General features: G+C 69.5%; 22 protein-coding genes and 1 pseudogene. 18 read left to right on the plus strand and 5 right to left on the minus strand.

Features of this window, described 5'->3' with window-relative positions:
- Positions 1 to 344 precede the first annotated feature (344 nt).
- Positions 345 to 566: a cold-shock protein gene (locus tag V7E45_RS28180; RefSeq protein ID WP_333777019.1), complete on the plus strand. Its 222-nt coding sequence runs from the start codon at positions 345 to 347 to the stop codon at positions 564 to 566.
- 119 nt (positions 567 to 685) lie between these two features.
- On the opposite strand, the gene V7E45_RS28185 is transcribed toward V7E45_RS28180, so the two are convergent.
- The gene (locus V7E45_RS28185; RefSeq protein WP_333777020.1) at positions 686 to 1,030 is read right to left on the minus strand and encodes a hypothetical protein; all 345 of its coding nucleotides are present in this window, start codon (positions 1,028 to 1,030) and stop codon (positions 686 to 688) included.
- A 168-nt stretch (positions 1,031 to 1,198) separates the two neighbouring features.
- On the opposite strand from V7E45_RS28185, the gene V7E45_RS28190 reads away from it, so the two are divergent.
- Both V7E45_RS28190 and V7E45_RS28195 read left to right on the plus strand, forming a co-directional pair.
- Positions 1,199 to 1,393 carry a hypothetical protein gene (locus V7E45_RS28190; RefSeq protein WP_333777021.1) on the plus strand — a complete coding sequence of 65 codons (195 nt, stop codon included), beginning with the start codon at positions 1,199 to 1,201 and terminating at the stop codon, positions 1,391 to 1,393.
- Positions 1,394 to 1,622: 229 nt separating this feature from the next.
- Positions 1,623 to 1,865, plus strand: a pseudogene (locus V7E45_RS28195) (hypothetical protein); the annotation flags it as partial.
- Between the two features lie 647 nt (positions 1,866 to 2,512).
- Here V7E45_RS28195 and V7E45_RS28200 read toward each other — a convergent pair.
- Positions 2,513 to 2,665, minus strand: coding sequence for a hypothetical protein (locus V7E45_RS28200; protein WP_333777022.1), 153 nt, complete (start codon positions 2,663 to 2,665; stop codon positions 2,513 to 2,515).
- 38 nt (positions 2,666 to 2,703) lie between these two features.
- On the opposite strand from V7E45_RS28200, the gene V7E45_RS28205 reads away from it, so the two are divergent.
- The 8 genes from V7E45_RS28205 to V7E45_RS28240 all read left to right on the plus strand — a co-directional run bounded on the left by V7E45_RS28205 (position 2,704) and on the right by V7E45_RS28240 (position 8,663).
- A complete protein-coding gene (locus tag V7E45_RS28205; protein WP_333777023.1) occupies positions 2,704 to 3,240 on the plus strand; it encodes a hypothetical protein in 537 nt (178 codons plus the stop codon).
- Entirely contained in the window at positions 3,237 to 3,371 is a 135-nt protein-coding gene (locus tag V7E45_RS28210; protein WP_333777024.1) for a hypothetical protein, read from the plus strand. Before V7E45_RS28205 ends, V7E45_RS28210 begins: the two co-directional genes overlap by 4 nt.
- A 256-nt stretch (positions 3,372 to 3,627) precedes the next feature.
- Positions 3,628 to 4,029: a YciI family protein gene (locus V7E45_RS28215; RefSeq protein ID WP_333777025.1), complete on the plus strand. Its 402-nt coding sequence runs from the start codon at positions 3,628 to 3,630 to the stop codon at positions 4,027 to 4,029.
- A gap of 9 nt (positions 4,030 to 4,038) precedes the next feature.
- On the plus strand, positions 4,039 to 5,280 hold the full coding sequence (locus V7E45_RS28220; RefSeq protein WP_333777026.1) for an RNA polymerase sigma factor: 1,242 nt from the start codon (positions 4,039 to 4,041) through the stop codon (positions 5,278 to 5,280).
- A gap of 583 nt (positions 5,281 to 5,863) precedes the next feature.
- Entirely contained in the window at positions 5,864 to 6,067 is a 204-nt protein-coding gene (locus V7E45_RS28225; protein ID WP_333777027.1) for a cold-shock protein, read from the plus strand.
- A gap of 300 nt (positions 6,068 to 6,367) precedes the next feature.
- Positions 6,368 to 7,846, plus strand: a complete 1,479-nt coding sequence (locus tag V7E45_RS28230) for a DEAD/DEAH box helicase (RefSeq protein WP_333777028.1) — start codon at positions 6,368 to 6,370, stop codon at positions 7,844 to 7,846.
- Positions 7,847 to 7,892: 46 nt separating this feature from the next.
- Positions 7,893 to 8,294, plus strand: coding sequence for a CBS domain-containing protein (locus V7E45_RS28235; RefSeq protein WP_333777029.1), 402 nt, complete (start codon positions 7,893 to 7,895; stop codon positions 8,292 to 8,294).
- Between the two features lie 48 nt (positions 8,295 to 8,342).
- Complete coding sequence (locus tag V7E45_RS28240) at positions 8,343 to 8,663, plus strand: SCO5918 family protein (protein WP_333777030.1); 321 nt, start codon at positions 8,343 to 8,345, stop codon at positions 8,661 to 8,663.
- An 87-nt stretch (positions 8,664 to 8,750) separates the two neighbouring features.
- Here V7E45_RS28240 and V7E45_RS28245 read toward each other — a convergent pair whose 3' ends face one another.
- Together V7E45_RS28245 and V7E45_RS28250 are read right to left on the minus strand one after the other, a co-directional pair.
- On the minus strand, positions 8,751 to 9,110 hold the full coding sequence (locus tag V7E45_RS28245) for a hypothetical protein (RefSeq protein ID WP_333777031.1): 360 nt from the start codon (positions 9,108 to 9,110) through the stop codon (positions 8,751 to 8,753).
- 596 nt (positions 9,111 to 9,706) lie between these two features.
- Entirely contained in the window at positions 9,707 to 10,192 is a 486-nt protein-coding gene (locus V7E45_RS28250; protein WP_333777032.1) for a hypothetical protein, read from the minus strand.
- 110 nt (positions 10,193 to 10,302) lie between these two features.
- Here V7E45_RS28250 and V7E45_RS28255 point away from each other — a divergent pair, with 110 nt between their 5' ends.
- Together V7E45_RS28255 and V7E45_RS28260 are read left to right on the plus strand one after the other, a co-directional pair.
- Complete coding sequence (locus tag V7E45_RS28255; RefSeq protein WP_333777033.1) at positions 10,303 to 10,464, plus strand: hypothetical protein; 162 nt, start codon at positions 10,303 to 10,305, stop codon at positions 10,462 to 10,464.
- A 22-nt stretch (positions 10,465 to 10,486) separates the two neighbouring features.
- Positions 10,487 to 10,747, plus strand: coding sequence for a hypothetical protein (locus V7E45_RS28260; protein WP_333777034.1), 261 nt, complete (start codon positions 10,487 to 10,489; stop codon positions 10,745 to 10,747).
- On the opposite strand, the gene V7E45_RS28265 is transcribed toward V7E45_RS28260, so the two are convergent.
- Positions 10,744 to 11,349 (minus strand): dihydrofolate reductase family protein, encoded by a 606-nt coding sequence (locus V7E45_RS28265; RefSeq protein ID WP_333777035.1) that lies wholly within the window; start codon positions 11,347 to 11,349, stop codon positions 10,744 to 10,746. The two genes, V7E45_RS28260 and V7E45_RS28265, sit on opposite strands and share 4 nt — an antisense overlap.
- 804 nt (positions 11,350 to 12,153) lie before the next feature.
- Here V7E45_RS28265 and V7E45_RS28270 point away from each other — a divergent pair.
- The 5 genes from V7E45_RS28270 (at position 12,154) to V7E45_RS28300 (ending at position 17,471) form a co-directional block, all read left to right on the plus strand.
- Positions 12,154 to 12,717 carry a hypothetical protein gene (locus V7E45_RS28270; protein WP_333777036.1) on the plus strand — a complete coding sequence of 188 codons (564 nt, stop codon included), beginning with the start codon at positions 12,154 to 12,156 and terminating at the stop codon, positions 12,715 to 12,717.
- Entirely contained in the window at positions 12,717 to 13,259 is a 543-nt protein-coding gene (locus V7E45_RS40720; RefSeq protein WP_443056268.1) for a transcriptional regulator, read from the plus strand. The genes V7E45_RS28270 and V7E45_RS40720 overlap by 1 nt, the downstream gene beginning before the upstream one ends.
- A gap of 1,083 nt (positions 13,260 to 14,342) precedes the next feature.
- The gene (locus V7E45_RS28290; RefSeq protein ID WP_333777037.1) at positions 14,343 to 14,828 is read left to right on the plus strand and encodes a DUF6328 family protein; all 486 of its coding nucleotides are present in this window, start codon (positions 14,343 to 14,345) and stop codon (positions 14,826 to 14,828) included.
- Positions 14,829 to 15,532: 704 nt separating this feature from the next.
- Positions 15,533 to 16,009, plus strand: coding sequence for a hypothetical protein (locus tag V7E45_RS28295; protein ID WP_333777038.1), 477 nt, complete (start codon positions 15,533 to 15,535; stop codon positions 16,007 to 16,009).
- Positions 16,010 to 16,226: 217 nt separating this feature from the next.
- Positions 16,227 to 17,471, plus strand: coding sequence for an NAD(P)/FAD-dependent oxidoreductase (locus V7E45_RS28300; protein WP_333777039.1), 1,245 nt, complete (start codon positions 16,227 to 16,229; stop codon positions 17,469 to 17,471).
- Positions 17,472 to 17,624 lie beyond the last annotated feature (153 nt).

Raw genomic sequence — 17,624 nt, forward strand, 5'->3', positions numbered from 1 at the left:
GTTCTCCACAGTCGCAGCGGCCACTGACAGCACGATGCACCGCGGGCACCAGGTCAGCCGTCCGTGGGGGCCTCGATGGTGCAGTCGGCTCAGCCTTGCTCCCAGTCGCTAGCAGCGCACCGGCCTGGGTCCGGGAGCAGCAGATGAGGCCAACCGACGGAATTCGCTGACCTGCTGAAACACGAACGCCGCCGGGTAAGGGACCCGCGTAGACGTCTGGAGATTCCCCTGGGCGGACGCCAGGTGATCACGTAATCGATTCGGTACTCTCCGTAATGCCGACCGGTGGCGATCGGAGCACGGGCCCCCTCCGGCGCAGTGTCCCGACGTAGGAGGAGAGCAGCATGCAGGAGAGAGCGCCCATCACCGGCAGAGTGAAGTGGTTCAACCCGGACAAGGGCTACGGCTACATCGAGACGGCCGAAATGGGTGACGTGGTCGTCCATTTCTCCGCCATCAAGGAGGAGGGCTTCAAGACGCTAGACGAGGGGCAACCCGTTCAGTTCGACGTCATCACTGGGAACAGGGGCCCCCAGGCCGCGGACGTCATCGTCATCAGGGAGTAAAGGAACCCGCCACGACGCGAGCGCACCCGCCTGAAGGTCAAGTTCACCGGGTGGCGACCCCCGTGCGGCGCCGCCCCGGTACTGGCCTGGTGACCGATACCGGGGCGGTGGGCGTCTTACTACTCGGGGAGGAAGACCACCGACTTGAACAGCCGCGAGGGGCCGGCCTGCCTACCTGCCGCCAGAGTCGTGTGTGGACCTAGGCAGTCCGCCTCCAGGTAGAGCTGAGCGTCCTCGTCGGTGTTGTTCACGGGGCTGAAGGCGTTCTGGAGCGGATGCCCCACGATCTCGGGGATGTCGACGCACTTGTCGGATGCCGGGTCTGTCAGCCTCGACTGGGCCTGGGCCCCCGGGAGACCGTAGTGGTAACCGAAGTAGCCGTCAGCCGCGTGGGCCGAGATGGGAATCGTTACGGTGAGGACCAGGACGCCGCAAGCGGCACCGACCGCATGCCGAACACGCATGAGCACTTCCTTTGCTCGGAGGCAGCCAACCGGAGGTGGGCTGTCCGCAAAAGCATGAAACAACCCGTTCACTCCGCCGGCCTCGACACCGGGGCGCACACAGGCGCTCAGCCTTCAGTCGGAACGCGCGTCCGTTGCGGACTGGCACCGCGGTCGCCGGTCCGTCCGGTGCGACCAGCAGGCCAGGTGTGCCTTGCCGGCCAGCCCTCCACGCGAGCGCCCGAGACCCTCGTCAAGTCGGCGCTGATCCGGCGGCCTGCCCCGCAGGGGCCACGACCCGACGGCATCCTGCTCACCGTGCACCCGGCCCTGTCCGTCATGGGGCGCGATCCCGACCGCACCCAGCGCATGCCGACGCGGTAGCAGGTGACGCGGTGTTCCGCCACCTGATCCCGGCCCTCGCCGACCGCTTGAAGTCGTGCCACTCGCCCGCGGCTTTCGGCGAACGGACCAACGCCGCCTACCGCGCCGACCAACTCGCCTAGGGCTTAAAGAACAACGACCCGACGGCATCCCGGGTGCACCTCGCCGACAACCCTCGGCCGCCAGACACGACAGGCTGGCTGGCTGGCTGGCTGGCTGGCTGGGCGGCTACTTCGCCGACGTCCGCGGCTCCATGCCCGACCTCGTCCAAACCGTCGGCCGCGCCCTGCGCATCCAGCCCGGCGAGGGGAAGGTGGCCAGTCTGGTGGTGCCGGTCCTGCTCGGGCCCGGCGAGACGGCCGACAGCATGCTCACCTCCCGGGCGTTCGGCGGGTTGGCCAAGCTTTTGGAAGCGCTCCGGGCGCACGATGCGCGTGTCGTGGAAGCACTCGCCGAGCCCCAGGCACGCAGCCGTGTCACAGGCGTCCAGACCCGCTCCGGGCAGGGAGACGACGAGGAACGGGAGGGCCCGGACGCCGAGGGGCAGGCCGGCTGTCTCTGCCTGCCCGGGAGCCGCGGCGCAGCCAAGCCGACACATGGGCTCTCAACCTCGCCGCCGCCACCCGAAGGGCACCTGCGCGTACCCCGCAAGCACATGGAACGGGTCACCATCAGCGGCGACCAGGACTTGCGACCGTGAGGCCGGCGGTGAGGAGGCGGAAGAACACCACTTGCGACTAGGAGCATGGGGACAGCAACCAGCGCTCCAGAGCCGCTTCCCTCTCCCCCGACCGCGTGGAGCAGCTGGCCGCCATCGGCATGCGCTGGACGTAGTCTTGCTGTCCTCAGGCGTACAGAGACCGTACATAAGCCGTACATCGCGGCGCCCACCGCTCCTGGCACACCAGCCAGGTCTTCCCAGGCTCTCGCCCCGGCAGCGCCTGACTTCCTTGTGCCCGCCCATGGCTCCTGCTGATGGTCAGCCCAGGTCCTCAGGGTGCCTCGGCACCGAGGCGTGAGATGGTCTCACGGTCGTCCAGGGGCGGTCGGCTCCGTCCGGGGCGTCGGCGGCGAGTGGACGTATTGCTTGGGAGAGCGCGACAGGCGGGGCCGGTGTGTTCACTCGCTCTTCGTGGAGATGTCTCGGGTGACTTCGAGGAGGGGCAGCGGGTCGACGCCGTCTGTCGGCTCGCTGTTGGAGGGTTCTCCCTGGGGCTGGACCCGCATGACGACGACCACCTGGTAGTCGCCGGGGTGCTTGGAGGAGGCCACCCCTCGTCGGCGACCTCCTCGGCCTGCCCGCCTGGGCAGTGGAGAAGATTCCGACACTCGATCCGGGTCAAGCCGTCTGGAAAGTCGGGCCCGCCTACGTCGACATCATCGAGACAGTGCTCAGCGACGACGAAGCCCGGCTCACGGACACCTCGACGCGCCGCCGCGCAGCACAGAAGGCCTCAACTGCTCCCGCCGACACGGGTGCTGCTGCCGAACAGGAGCCCCTCGAGACCGACACCGCCTCCCCCGTCGGCATCGGTGGCGGGCATCAACAGGACACTCCCGCAGGCCAGTTGATGCCGATGGAGCAGGAGCCCGCCCGCGACGGGGACTGGGGGATGCAGCCCGACCAGCCCGACCTGACAGACCGACGGCACCACGACGTCATCCAGGCAGCGAGCGAAGGCCGAGGTGACGAAGCCGCCCAACTCGCCGCCCTCGGCACCGCAACGCGCGGTTCCTGCGCCTTGACGCTCCCTCCGGCGAGACGGCCCAGAGCACCCGCGGGGCAGACCTCTACCCCCAGGATCCTGAGATCAGCCTGCCCGTCACGGATGGGCTCGCCGACGTGACGGTACGCGTGGCGATCGGTGGCAAGAGCTGGAAGAGGGGCACGGCCCCGCACTCGCGGTCCGTCCGCCTCTCCCCCACCGGCGTCGCCTACGACGCCAGGACCGGAGAGAAACTGCCCTCCGATCTCTGACACCGACACACCTCCTGCCCACCCACGGCCCTCGCCCGACGGCGCGGGCGTATGTCGTTCCGGTCAGATCGCCCGAGGGCATGGTGGCTGCGGCCGCGGAGGCGTGCGGGTCGCGGGGCTGCTGCGGTTTCGTCCCTGGCGGCCGCTAAGTTTTTTCGCGGATTCCCGTCGAGGATGTCGAAAACGCCGGGCGTGCTTCTACCTACCCGTGACGGCCCCCCGCCCGGGGCGGGTACGACGAACGAGGAGCAGAACCATGAAGTACATGCTGCTGATGCAGTTCAGCGAGAAGAACGTCGACTTCCCCAAGCTCGAGGAGTGGAAGCCCGAGGAGATCCAGGCCCACATCCAGTTCATGAAGCAGACCAATGCCGGCCTCGCCGCCGCCGGGGAACTGGTCGACGCCCAGGGCCTGGCCATGCCGGAGACCGCCCGGATCGTGCGCTCCCACAGTGGCGGCGCGCCGGTCGTCACCGAGGGCCCCTTCCCGGAGTCCAAGGAGTGGGTGGCCGGCTGGTGGATCGTGGACTGCGACACCGAGCAGCGGGCGATCGAGATCGCCGCCGCCGTATCCGCCGCCCCCGGCCCGGGCGGACGGCCGCTCGATATGCCGATCGAGGTGCGCCAGGTCATGGCGGCACCGCCCACCGAGCTGTGAACACCCCCTGTGACTGATTTCGATCCAACCGTCGAGGACCTGCTGCGCACGCTCGCGCCGCAGGTCGTCGGCGTGCTCACCCGCCGCTACGGGGACTTCGCCGCCGCCGAGGACGCTGTCCAGGAAGCCCTGCTGGACGCCGCCACGCAGTGGCCGGCCGAGGGTGTGCCGCGCAACCCGCGCGGCTGGCTGGTTCAGGTCGCCGGCCGCCGGATGACCGAGCAGGTCCGTAGCGAGCAGGCCCGCCGTCGACGCGAGGAACTGGTGGCCGGTCAGGTCCCGGCCGACCGGCGGTCCGCACCCGGGGCCGACGCCGGGGACCAGGGCGCGCACGACGACACCCTCGCGCTGCTGTTCCTGTGCTGCCACCCCGTGCTGTCGCCGGCCTCGGCGATCGCGCTCACCCTTCGCTCGGTCGGCGGGCTGACCACGGGTGAGATCGCCGCGGCGTTCCTCGTCCCCGAGACGACCATGGGCCAGCGGATCAGCCGGGCCAAGCAGCGGATCAAGGCCTCCGGGGTGCCCTTTCGGATTCCGGACAGCGCCGAGTGGCCGGCTCGCCTGGACGCGGTGCTGCACGTTCTCTACCTGATCTTCAACGAGGGCTACGCCAGCAGCGCCGGCGCCGAACTGCGGCGCGTCGAACTCTCCCAGGAGGCGATCCGCCTCACCAGGGCCGTCCACACGCTGCTGCCGGACAACGCCGAGGTGGCCGGCCTACTCGCGCTGATGCTGCTCACCGAGGCGCGCGGGCCCGCCCGCACCGACCCGCACGGCGAACTCGTCCCGCTCGCCGAGCAGGACCGCGGCCGATGGGACACGGCCGCGATCGCCGAGGGCGTCTCGCTGATCACCGCCGCCCTGCCACGCGGTCCGGTCGGCCCGTACCAGGTACAGGCGGCGATCGCGGCCGTCCACGACGAGGCGCAGAGCGCCGCCGACACCGACTGGCCGCAGATCCTCGCCCTGTACGGGGTACTCGCCCGCATCTCCGACAACCCGCTGATCATCCTGAACCGGGCGGTCGCCCTCGCCATGGTGGACGGCCCCGCCGCCGGCCTCGCCCTGCTCGCCGACCCGCCGTCCGCGCTCACCGGCCACCACAGGCTGTACGCGGTCCGCGCCCACCTGCACGAACTCGCCGGGGATCGGGAGGCCGCCGCCGCCGACTACCGCACCGCCGCCCGCCGCACCGCCAGCCTTCCGGAGCGGCACCACCTCAGCCTGCGCGCCGCCCGACTGGCCGTGTAACGACCTCGTAGGCGAGGAGACACGCTCCGGTCCGCATGGTCACGCCACCGCGCCCCCCATGGCGGTCCATGCCCTGCGCCACGCAGTGGCAAGACCAAGCAGCGCGCGCTGAGGCTGCCCAGGGACCGTGTTCGGCGCGTCGATCGGCGACTGTCTCTCCCCGCCTGTACCGCCCCGCGTGTTCCCGTTCCCGCGGCCTGGCTGGGTGCCGGCGTCGAGGCGTCCTCGGCCGGCCGCCGCAGGAGCGATTGACTGGTCCGCCCGGGGAAAAACGCCGAAACGTTGCGCTCCGGCCGGGTCAATATCTGTGCCCGCGGGCTGAGATTTCAACGAAACATGCGGACAGATTCTCTGCCGCAATAAGCGGGGCGGATTTTTGCAACGCATGCAGACCGCCGCGGCGTGCTACTGTCGATCTCAGTTGCAGTTGTGGTTCCCGAAACTTCAGGTGCTCTCCGGGCGGCCCCCGTGCCGCTGGAGGCACTTTTGTATATCCGGTCTTTTTCCGGGCGGGGTGATCATCGCGGCGACACGGTGTCCGCGAGGTGCGGACACCGAGGCACTGCCCCGAAGGAGAAATGACATGGCTACTGGTACCGTGAAGTGGTTCAACGCGGAAAAGGGCTTCGGCTTCATCGAGCAGGACGGTGGCGGCGCTGACGTGTTCGCCCACTACTCGAACATTGCCGCCCAGGGATTCCGCGAGCTGATCGAGGGCCAGAAGGTGTCCTTCGACGTCGCTCAGGGCCAGAAGGGCCCGACGGCCGAGAACATCGTGCTCGCCTGACGTTCACGCGCACTGTGTAGCTGGGGCCCGCATCCTTCGGGGTGCGGGCCCCAGCTACTCGCGTTTCCGCCAGTGGTCTCACCTGTGGACGGCGACCAGGAAACCCGTGGGCTCACCGCATGAGCGGACGCCCCGAATATTGCGTCCACATCGCGTCACTCATTTCAGCGCCTGCGCCGGCACGGATCATCCGCCGGGCAGGTATTCGCTGTCGCGTTTCACTGGCCCATTCTTGCAATTCCTTGTGCACTCATCGCTGCGGGAATTCCTTGATATGTGCCACATCGAGGAAGGTTCCGCATGAACCGCACACGCACGAACGACCGCTTCGCCCGCACGCGTAACGGCAGTACCGGCTCCGGCAGGGGCGGCAGCCGATTCGGCTCGTCGGCCACGAGCCGTTCCGGTGGTCAGACCCGCCGGCCCGCCGCGATCCAGGGGGAGTTCGCCCTCCCCAAGACGGTCACTCCCGCGCTTCCCGCCGTGGAGGGCTTTGCCGATCTCGACATGCCCGCGGCGCTGCTGGCCGCGCTCGGCCGGGAAGGCGTGACCGTGCCGTTCCCGATCCAGGCCGCGACCCTGCCCAACTCCCTCGCCGGCCGGGACGTACTGGGCCGGGGGCGCACCGGCTCCGGCAAGACCCTCGCCTTCGGGCTGGCGCTGCTGGCCCGTACGGCCGGGCAGCGCGCCGAGGCCCGGCAGCCGCTGGCGCTGGTCCTCGTACCGACGCGTGAGCTGGCTCAGCAGGTCACCGACGCGCTCGCCCCGTACGCCCGCTCCGTGAGGCTGCGGCTGGCCACCGTGGTGGGCGGGATGCCGATCGGCCGACAGGCGAGCGCGCTGCGCGGTGGCGCCGAGGTCGTCGTCGCCACACCGGGACGCCTCAAGGACCTCATCGACCGTGGCGACTGCCGACTGGACCAGGTTTCCATCACCGTCCTCGACGAGGCCGACCAGATGGCCGACATGGGCTTCATGCCGCAGGTCACCGCCCTTCTCGACCAGGTCCGCCCCGAAGGCCAGCGCATGCTGTTCTCCGCCACTCTCGACCGCAACGTCGACCTGCTCGTGCGCCGCTACCTCAGCGACCCCGTCGTGCACTCCGTCGACCCCTCGGCCGGGGCGGTCACGACCATGGAGCACCACGTACTCCACGTTCACGGCGCCGACAAGCACACGGCAACCACCCAGATCGCCGCACGCGACGGCCGCGTCATCATGTTCCTCGACACCAAGCACGCCGTCGACGGCCTCACCGCGCACCTCCTGAACAGCGGGGTACGGGCCGCCGCCCTGCACGGCGGGAAGTCGCAGCCTCAGCGCACCCGCACGCTGGCGCAGTTCAAGACCGGGCACGTCAACGTCTTGGTGGCGACCAACGTCGCGGCGCGCGGCATCCACGTCGACAGCCTCGACCTCGTCGTCAACGTCGACCCGCCGACCGACCCCAAGGACTACCTCCACCGCGGCGGCCGTACCGCCCGCGCAGGAGAGTCAGGCAGCGTCGTCACCCTCGTCACCCCGAACCAGCGCCGCAGCATGACCCGTCTCATGGCAGCGGCCGGCATCGTCCCGCAGACCACCCAGGTCCGCGTCGGCGAAGAGGCCCTGCACCGCATCACCGGCGCCCAGGCCCCCTCCGGCATCCCGGTCGTCATCACCGCACCGGTGGTCGAACGCACCAAGAAGCGCAACGCGACCTCACGCGGCCGGCGCCGCCCCGCCTCGGCGGCCGGCCGCACGTCCGTACGGCAGTCCACCGCCCGGGCGGCGGCGTAGAACCTTCGTGATCAGGAAGCCGGCCCAACTCCGCAGGAGGCACCCTTTGACGCACCAGACGCAGTTCCGCCCGGCGAGCGCCCAGCCCGCGCACGGCACGGTGGCCGACAGCATGGACGCGGCGGGACCGCAGATCTGGGACGACATGACCGTGGAGGTGGCACTGTCCGTGATGACCGCCGCCCGCACCGGTCATCTGGTCGTCTGCGACGAGGACGGCACGCACACCGGCCTGGTCACCCGGGCCGGGCTCACGGCCGTTCGTGACAGCTCCGGGTACACGGACCGGATCCGCCTGCGGGACGTCGCCGACGTGATCGGGCCCTTGGCCTCGCCGCCGGCCACGAGGGCCGAAGCCGAGCGTGCGGTGCGCCGCGGGCGGCTCGGAGCCCCGCCCGTGGTCGGCGGGCACGGCAGCGCGCTGGGCGTCCTCGCCCTCTCCCGTTGAACCGCCCTCACCCCGCCCGCCTCGTCTTCTCTTCTGCCTGGAGGCACCATGCGCTGTGTCATCGCCCGCTTCCCCTTCGACCTGACCAAGAGCGGCGTAGTGGAATCGATGAAGGGCGTCACACCGGAGCTTGTCACCGGTGAGTTCGTCATCATCGGACGACGCCATTACCCTGCCAAGCAGGTCGGGCAGGTCATCACCCGCCAGGACCGCCGGGATTTCAGCGCCGGTGAAGTCCTGCGGGCCATGACCCAACTCGGCTTCACCTGCCGCACCCAACCCCCCGCCGCCGCACCTGCGCCCGTGGCCGGCTCGTACCAGCGGGCGTCCGCGATGCTCGGCACTCCCCCGATCGGCCTGACGTCCTGACGTACGGGCAGGTGTGAGCCGCGCAGAGCGGTGAGGCCCGACCGGCCCAAGCCGGTCGGGCCTCTTCGTGTGCCGCGTTCCGGTGGGTCAGTGGTCGGAGTAGCTGAAGTCGCCCACGGTCCAGGCACTGACGTCCTCGATCGCGACGCGGTACATCCCGCCCGTCTCCGGGATCCCCACCGGACCCTGCAGGATCCGGGCGACGTGGAAGTGCAGATGTGTGGGCGGCCCGTCCTGCCTCGCGGGGGTGTCGAAGGCAGCGGAGAACTCGCCCAGCTGGGCGGAGTCCGTCAGCACCTCCCTCACCCTCTGCCTCCACATGGCTTCGGGAGCCAGCCGACCGGTGATGACAGCACCACCGGTGACCACGGTCAGGGACATCTGACTGCTCTGCCCGGACTCCACAAGGGCGGCGATGTCAACGATCAGCTCGTCAGGCTTCGGCATGGGATCGGATTCTATGCCCCCCGCGCGTCCGGGCGGCGGGGTGGTGGCACTACCGGGCAAGACGGCTCGGGCATGACCTGCCGGCGCCGCCTGGCCGAGTGGACCGTGGCCGGGGTGAGGCCCCGGTCGCACGAGGTCCTCCTCGCCAAACTCCGCAGCCCAAACGTTCTGGACTTTCCCGGGCGGGACGGGACGACCCCGGCAGCGGCCGGACGTGGTGCTGGGCGACCGTGGCTACGACCACGACAAGTATCGCCCGCTCGGTCTGGGGTCTCGGCGGGAAGCCGCTGATCGCCCGGCGGAACACCGAGCACGGCTCCGGTCCGAACACCCAACGCTAGTTCGTGGAACGGGCGTTCGCCCACCTGCACTGGTTCCGCCGCCTGCGGTGCGGGACTCCTGGAGGCGACTGCCGCGCCGTTCATCGCCCGGTGGGTCGGCGAGGGAGCGGACGAGTCGCTTGTAGGGCGTCGTCTCCGCTACGGAACAACGGATGGCAGTGCCTTCGAGGCGTCGGTCCCACCGGACACGAAAAGGCCGGTGCCCCGCGGAGTGTCTCCGCGGGGCACCGTCGGTCAGTGATCCTGGGCCAGTGATCAGCCCTGGGTACCGCCCTGGGTGTTGCCGTTGCCCCCGCCCTGGGTACCGCCCTGGGTGTTGCCGTTGCCCGCACCCTGGGTGCCACCCTGGGTGTTGCCGTTGCCCGCACCCTGCGTGCCACCCTGGGTGTTGCCGTTGCCCGCACCCTGCGTACCACCCTGGGTGTTCCCGTTGCCCGCACCCTGCGTACCACCCTGCGTGTTCCCGTTGCCCGCACCCTGGGTCCCACCCTGCGTGTTCCCGCCCTTCGGCATGGCGCTGTTCTTGGACGAGCTGTTCTTGGACGAGCTGTTCTTGTTGCTGCTGTCGCTCTTGCGGTGCTGCTGCTGGTGGTGCTGATGGTGGCTGCTCGCATGGGTGGCACTGTGGTGCGCCACCATGGGGGCTGCCTCCGCGCTGGCCACACCGAGCGTTCCGGCGGCGAGAGCGGCGATGCAGGAGATACCGGCGAGACGGGCCATGCGACGACGGGCGTTCATCATGAGAAATCCTCTGAAATCTATTTCGGGGGGAGGGGCCGGTCGGCCTTTCGTGTATTCATTTCAGCCCGTATGGCCGCCCCTGTACGTCCCCCGACCGGCCCACCGACCAGATGACCCCGCCGTCCACCGGCGAGTGGCGCGAGCCCGTCGAGCAGGCAGTCCTGCAGCGCGCGCGGCACGGTGGCCGTCCCGTCGTGGTGTACGGCGGCGAGAACCGCCTGATCGACTTCTTCTACACCACCCCGGGCAGGCAAGCGCCCTTGCATCGGTGACGGTGCCAACCACTGGGCGCTGGTGCACATCGACGACATCGCCGAGCTGTATGTCGCCGCTCTGCGGGCGGAGCCTGAATCGGTGTACGCCGGTGTGGGTGTGAACCCCACCGCCAAGGAGTGCGCGCTGGCCGTCGCCCGGTCCGGGCTCGACGGCAAGGTCGCCTCTCTCACCCTGGAGCAACGCTTCGCAGTACTGCCGGGCCACCCCGGCCGAGGCGGTGCCGCACTTGGGGAACGACACATCACGGCGAGATCACTCAAGGTAACGAAGTGCTACTAGTAGCTGTCGTAGCTGGGCTTACCGTTCGGCCGGTAGACGCCGACGATGGTGCCGCCCTTCGTGGTCGAGACACTGACCGGCTCCAGCGCAGTAGGGATCGCTCCGTGGGCGAACAGCCGCTTGCCGGTGCCGATGATCACCGGATGGATGGTCAGCCGGTATTCGTCGACGAGGCCGTGCTGCATGATGGTTTGGGCGAGGTCGCCGCTGCCGACGACGTTGATGTTGCCGCCGTCGGACGCCTTCAGCTTGCGTACGGCATCGACGATGTCCCCCTCCAGCAGCGTGGAGTTCTGCCACTCGACCGACGTCAAGGTCCTAGACGCTACGTACTTGTGCATGCTGTTCATCCGATCGGTGAACGGGTTGTCGGGATCGGCGGTCGGCCAGTACGACGCGAAGATCTCGTACGTCTTGCGGCCGAGCAGCATCGCGTCGGAGCGCTCGTACCAATCGGCGATGGCCGTGCCCACTTCGTCATCGGCCACCGGTTTCTGCCAGCCGCCGTGCTCGAAGCCGCTCTCAGCGTCCTCATCCGGGCCGCCTGGCGCCTGCATGACGCCGTCCAGCGTCAGGAACGTACAAACGATGATCTCGCGCATGGTGAGCTCCCTTTTCCTCAACGGATAGACCGCACAACCGCGGGAAACTCATCGGACGGAACTTCGGTCGCCCTCCTCCTCCCCCCCCGGCCGGCGGCTTCGGACACGGCTTCGGACAGCCATCCAAGCGAACATGTCGCGTACCTATCACGTACAGACTGCGCGCCCTCGCCCGTGGCGTTCTCTGGCTGCCGGGAAGTCCGCCGTCTGCGCGGACCGCTCGAGTTCGGCGGTCCTGCCCGAACCACGCGGCCAGGTGGACGTAGACGTGAGCGGCGCGCCAGAGCCCGGTGCCACGGTGGGGGCCGTGCGCGGTCGTAGAGGCGCAGGTGCACGAACCATTGCCTCGGCCAGCCGTTCGGGGGTGCGCATGCACCGCAGTGCGACGAACGCGGTAACGGGCGTGCCGACACCTACGCCCAACTCCGTGAAGCCACCACCCGCCTCCTCACCACCGTCGCCCCCCAACTCGGAATCCCCCACACCGGCGCCCCCACCCCCGCCGTCGGCGCCACCCTCACCCACCACTTCCACACCCAACCCCCACGACCCGCCAGCCTCGGACCAGGTCGGCAGCACGGTGCCCGTCTCCTCGTCGGTAAGGGGTACGCGCGGCGCTGGCATGGTGCCGCCGGAGCCGATCCAGCGCCGGCACTTGTCGCGCGCCACCCCTTCGTTCGACCCGTGTCGCGCACGCGAGTCTGCTGCTGTGAATCGCCGAGGACCACCCGTCGATCCGCGCACCAGGATCTCCATCGGCAGGTGAACTTGCCAAGTTGGAAAGCTTGAGTCACACTTTCCAACATGGAAAATATGATGGGGGTGCCCACTCCCGAAGATGCTGCTGCTGCCCTGGCCGAGGCGGAGACCTCGCGGACGCAGTTGGCCGGTGGCCTTGGACTGCCGTCCTTCTTCTACAGTTCGATCGGCGCGACAGTGGCTGTCCAGATCGCCGCGGCCGCCGCTGAGGTCGCCTTCGACACAGGCTGGACCCGATTGCTGTCGATCGCCGGAGCCGCCGCATTCGCCCTGACGGCGGGCATCCAGCTGTTGCGGTTCCGGCGGCTCAACGGGGTGCGGATCGGGGGACTCGCGAGTCGGGTCGTGCTCGGAACCGGGCGGGCTGCGGCGACCTCGTACGCGCTGGCTCTGGGTGCCGCGTTCTGGGCTGCCCTCGCCGGACTGTGGTGGCTGGTGGCTGTCTGCGCGTGTGCTGGAGGACTGGCCTACACGTTGAGCGGCCGACGTTGGTTGCGCCTCTACAGAGGAGACCCGGCGACTCACGCTCGGGCCGAGTCGGCCGGGTGGTTGGTGGTCATCTCGGCCCTTGCACTGGCCGCGCTGGCGCTGCTGGTGGTCGGCCACTGATGCCTGAGCTGGATGCCAACCTGCACGCACCGGCCCGGCTGAGGCTGATGACCATGCTGACCGCTGTGTCCGAAGCAGAGTTCTCGACCCTTCGCGACAGCCTCGAGGTCAGTGACTCGGTGCTTTCCAAACACGTGAGCGCCCTCGCGTCGCTGGGCTACGTCAGGAGCCGCAAAGGAGTCCACGGCGGTCGCCGCACCACGTGGATCTCGCTGACCGCGCCGGGCCGGGCCGCCCTGAGCGCCCACGTTGCCGCACTGCGAGAGGTCATCGCCGGGGAGCACACTGATCCGGATCGCCACACTGATCTTCAACACGCAGCGGATCCGACGAGGAACCGCCTACGTGAGCTGCGAGCCGCGCGGCGCTGGAGCCAGGCGGACCTGGCCGACCGCCTCGGCATGTCCAGACAGACGGTCAACGCCATCGAAACGGGCCGCTTCGATCCGAGCCTGTCCTTGGCGTTCAAGATCGCCGCCGTGTTCGAGGGGCGGATCGAGGACCTGTTCTTCCCCCCCGAAGCCACCGGCTTCGAGGCCTGATCGTCCGGGCCGCCCCACAGTTGCTCTGCACCTTCCGCCGGACCTGCCGGACCTTGGCACCGACGGTTACGTCAAACTGCGCAGGTCGCCGGCACCAGCCACGTCACGTGACAGACACTCACCCGATGACCGTGGCCGCACTCAGCACTGCTAGCAGCGCGAGGCGTGCCAGATCCGCGCCCACCATGGACCGGCGCGCCGGCACCCGGTCGACGAGTGTGCTGGATCGGCGATGAACGTCAGTCTCGCCTCCAAGGTTCCGCTGACACCAGCACTCTGCTGCTCCCCACCGGCAGCATCCCCTCGGCTGTACGACACACATCCCCCTGCCACGGCCACGGCTCGTGCTCGACGGGTGTCTTCCAGAGCATCCAAGCCGGCTGTACGCCCGCCAGCGCGAGGTCAGCCACACGCCACGCTCCGTTGACTCGATCGGGGCGCCGCGGCGGACCTGCAGGCGGTACGAGACGTCACTGCTCCATCTCGAACCGGCGTATGAGACGGCGTCCCCCTGTGCGGACTAGCCGGGGGCGCGTCGATGCCTGTCGGCTGCTTTCGGCGGTCGAGGACGACCCCGACAGGGACACGGCCCCCGACGAGACCGCCTGACGGTAGCGCCCGTCCCCGGCCGGCGAAACGCATCCGAGTCCCCGTTCGGGACGTTGCCGTGCCCGTTCCTTCCGCAGACCACATCACTTCGGCCTCACCGCGGAACTAGGTCGTCGAGGGAATCGGCCTGAAAACATCTGGCGTTCGGGTGCGCTGTTTCCTCCGAAAGAACGCGGTATCAGCTCGCCGGTGGAGGAGGTTCACTTCGAGCACCCCTCTGCGTCCGGACCGGGAAATCGCCGCATCTTTTCCCTCCGTATGACGGGTGGACGGGCGGACGGTAATCGGCCGTCAGGCATCCTTCGGCTTCTGCAATCCACCCCTCGCCCGGCGTCCGAACTCCCGTGAGACGGTGGTGGATGCGGGCGGCGTTGCCGAAGTGGCGCGGAGCGGGGTCGAGGAGGTTGGCGGCCAGCGCCTGAGCTGGCCGTTGACGACCTGTTTGAGCGATCAATGTGCGGCTATCCGGAGTCCATGACGGATGCGGAGAGACGAACCGGGCGCGACGAGACGGCGGAAGAGCGCGCCGACCGGAAGTGGGGCGAGCTGATCCAGGAGGTCCGCGTCGCGCAGACCGGAGTGCAGATCCTGTTCGGATTCCTCCTCACCGTGGTCTTCACACCCAAGTACACGCAACTGGGCCACGTCGAGCAGGTCATCTACATCGTCACCGTGGTCCTCGGCGCCTGCGCCACGGGCGCCCTCATCGGACCGGTGTCACTGCACCGCCTGGTGTCCGGGCAGCGGGTCAAACCTGAAGCCGTACGACTCGCCTCACGACTGACCTTCGTCGGCCTGCTCCTGCTGCTGGCAACCATGGTCTCCTCACTCCTGCTCGTCCTGAGGGTCGCCACCCACAACGCCCTCGTACCCTGGCTCGTCGGAGCCGTCCTGCTCTGGTACCTGGCCTGCTGGTACGCCCTGCCCCTGTGGGCACGCCACCGCCACGCCGACCGCTGACTCCCGCGCCGCCAACTCCGGCCGCAGCACCGCAGCATCGTGTCGTGATCGACCGAGGGGCTGCGACGCAAGGACATCGGCGAGTGACGACCGTACGCCCACTTGCACTTCACTCCCCCGCGGGATCGTCGATCCGTTGACCTGCGATTTTCACTGCAACGACCCATACACGTCACGTTTTCATCACAACTGGCGAGAAACGCGAAGTGTCTCCTCTCCAGGCCCGCGGTGACGATAAAAGCCGCTTCTCGTTGGATTCCGGCTCCCGATTGGTGAGCATTTCGGACACCGTGTCAGGTCGGACGGCGCGGACAGGACTTGAGCCGGAAGCACCTCGCTGCCGCTTACGCGTCGACTGTGCCGGTTCGTCAACCCACCCGGCTGCCAGTGACCTTTGTGAGACTCCCCCATGCCGGACGCCCCATACCCGGCATGAACAGGGAGGGGTCGCTGATGCGACACAGACACAGACTTGGACGTGGACGCGGGGCGACGCAGACGAGAGCGGTCGCCTCGGCGTTGCTGGTGCCGGCACTGGCCGGTGGTGCTCTCTCGGTTGGCGGACAGGCGGCAGCCGACGACGCGTCCTCTGACGCCACGGTAAGTGACGACGGCGCGTGCAGTGACGGCTGGGACGGCACCTGCACGGTGTTCTTCACGGACGTCGCTCCGACAGAGAAGGCGCTCCCGGGAGGGGTCGAGACGTGGTGAAACGAACGGTGAGGCTTGCGGTCCTCGCCGCCGTCTCCGTCGTGGCGATGACCGCGTCGGCGTGCAGCGGCTCCGAGCCTTGCGCCGGAGTCGGCGTCACCTCGCATATCGGCGTGATGTTCCTCCAGCGGGGCTACACCGACCTCGCCGGCGCCTCCTTCGAGCTGTGCGCAGGGGGCAAATGCGTCAGGGATCACCTGGAACAGGAAGACATCACCCAGGTAGACCTGCGCCTTTCCGACGACGTGGGACCGGACCTCGGCACGGTCCGCTTCCGCGTCACTCCCAAAGGGAGCAGCCATCCCGAGATCGACGCGTCCTCCGAGGTCAAGCTGACCCGACAGTCCGACGGCTGCGGTGGCGGTGCCTACAGCGGGGGCCTCGCCTTCACCAAAGAAGGCGGCCTGACCACGAAGATCCCGCCCAGTGTGAGCGCGGCCTGGCGCAAGCACCTCAAGTCACTGGCCTAGTCCTGCGCGCCGAGGAGCGCCGCGCCGCCTTCCGGCGGGGGGCGCTGCTCGTGAAGGCTGCCCGCCGCCTGCCTACGGCTGCGTGCGACTGCTCCGGATGACGAGCGTGGCCCCCGCCGTTCGGGCGACGGCACGCATCCGAAGTCGCGCGCGTGGGGGAAGCAAGCGACGGGGCGGGTGTCCCTGGGAGAGCGTGAGCCGCCGAGAGGAGAACGGGATGACCGTCGGACGGGCGGCCGGGCCGTGGGACGTGGTCGTCGTGGGTGCCGGCCTGGCCGGGCTGGCCTGCGCCCGGGATCTGAGCGCGCTGGGGCTGCGCGTGCGGGTCCTGGAGGCTTCTGACCAGGTAGGCGGGCGGATGCGCACCGACCGGGTGGAGGGCTGCGTGGTGGACCGCGGCTTCCAGGTGTTCAACACGGCCTATCCGCAGGTCCGCCGCCGGCTGCCGTTGCGTGAGTTGCGCCTGCGGCCGTTCACACCGGGTTTCCTGATCCAGGACGACGGGCGGCGCATGCGCTTCGCCGACCCGACGCGCGCGCCGCGCCAGGCGTTGAGCGGGCTGGCCGCGGGTCTGGCCGGCCCGCGGGAACTGGCCGCGCTGGCCGCGCTGACGGGTTTCGCCGCGCTGGCCCCGGCGGCGCTGGTGAAGCGGGTACCGGACGTCTCGGCACGGCGGGCGCTCGCGACGGCCGGTTTCGGCGACGCTTTCGTGGAGCGTTTCTTCCGCCCGTTCCTGTCAGGGATTTTCCTGGAGGATGAGCTGGCGACCTCCAGCCGGTTCTTCCATCTCATGTGGCGCACCATGGTGCGCGGCACGCTGTGCCTGCCCGCTGCGGGGGTGGGTGCCGTGCCGGCCTTGCTGGCGTCCGCGCTGCCGTCCGGGGTGGTCGCCCTGGAGTCGCCGGTCGCGGCGCTCACCGACGACGGAGTGCTCGACGGGGACGGCCGTACGGTGGCGTCCCGGGCCGTGGTCGTGGCGACGGACGCCCAGACGGCGGCCCGGTTGCTGCCCGGTCTGACCGTGCCGCCGTACCGAACCGTCACCACCTACTACCACGTCGCCGGTCGTTCCCCGCTGAACGAGCCCACCCTGGTGACCGACGCGCGGCGGCGGTTCGTCAACAGCGTGGTGCTGAGCGAGGTGCACGCCGCTCACGCGCCGCGCGGGTACGCGCTCGTGGCGACCTCCGTCCTCGGTGGTGACCGTGAGGGGCGCGAGAAGGATGTCCGTGCGGCGCTCGCCGAGGTGTACGGCACCGACACGGCCGGTTGGGAGCGCCTGACCACCCGGACGGTGGCCGCGGCCCTGCCGGCCATGGAGCCGCCGCTGTCCTTCAGCAGACGCGGCCGGGTGGCCGCCGGGCGCTTCGTGTGCGGGGACCACCGGGCGACGGGATCGGTGCAGGGGGCGTTGGCCTCGGGTGCTCGGGCCGCACGGGAAGTGGCCGCGTACCTTCGCTGATTTCGCCACATCTCTCGCGGTCTCTGCCGGGGGGTGTTCCGCGGTGGCCTGAAGGCCCGCACACGCGCCGGCGAGGTCCCTGCCCGGCCTCTCGGATGCGGCTGACCGGCGTCCGTCCGGCTCGATTCGTCCCTGGTGGCCGGGCACCGGCCC

It is taken from the genome of Streptomyces sp. IBSBF 3136, from assembly GCF_036815105.1.
Taxonomy (GTDB): Bacteria; Actinomycetota; Actinomycetes; order Streptomycetales; family Streptomycetaceae; genus Streptomyces.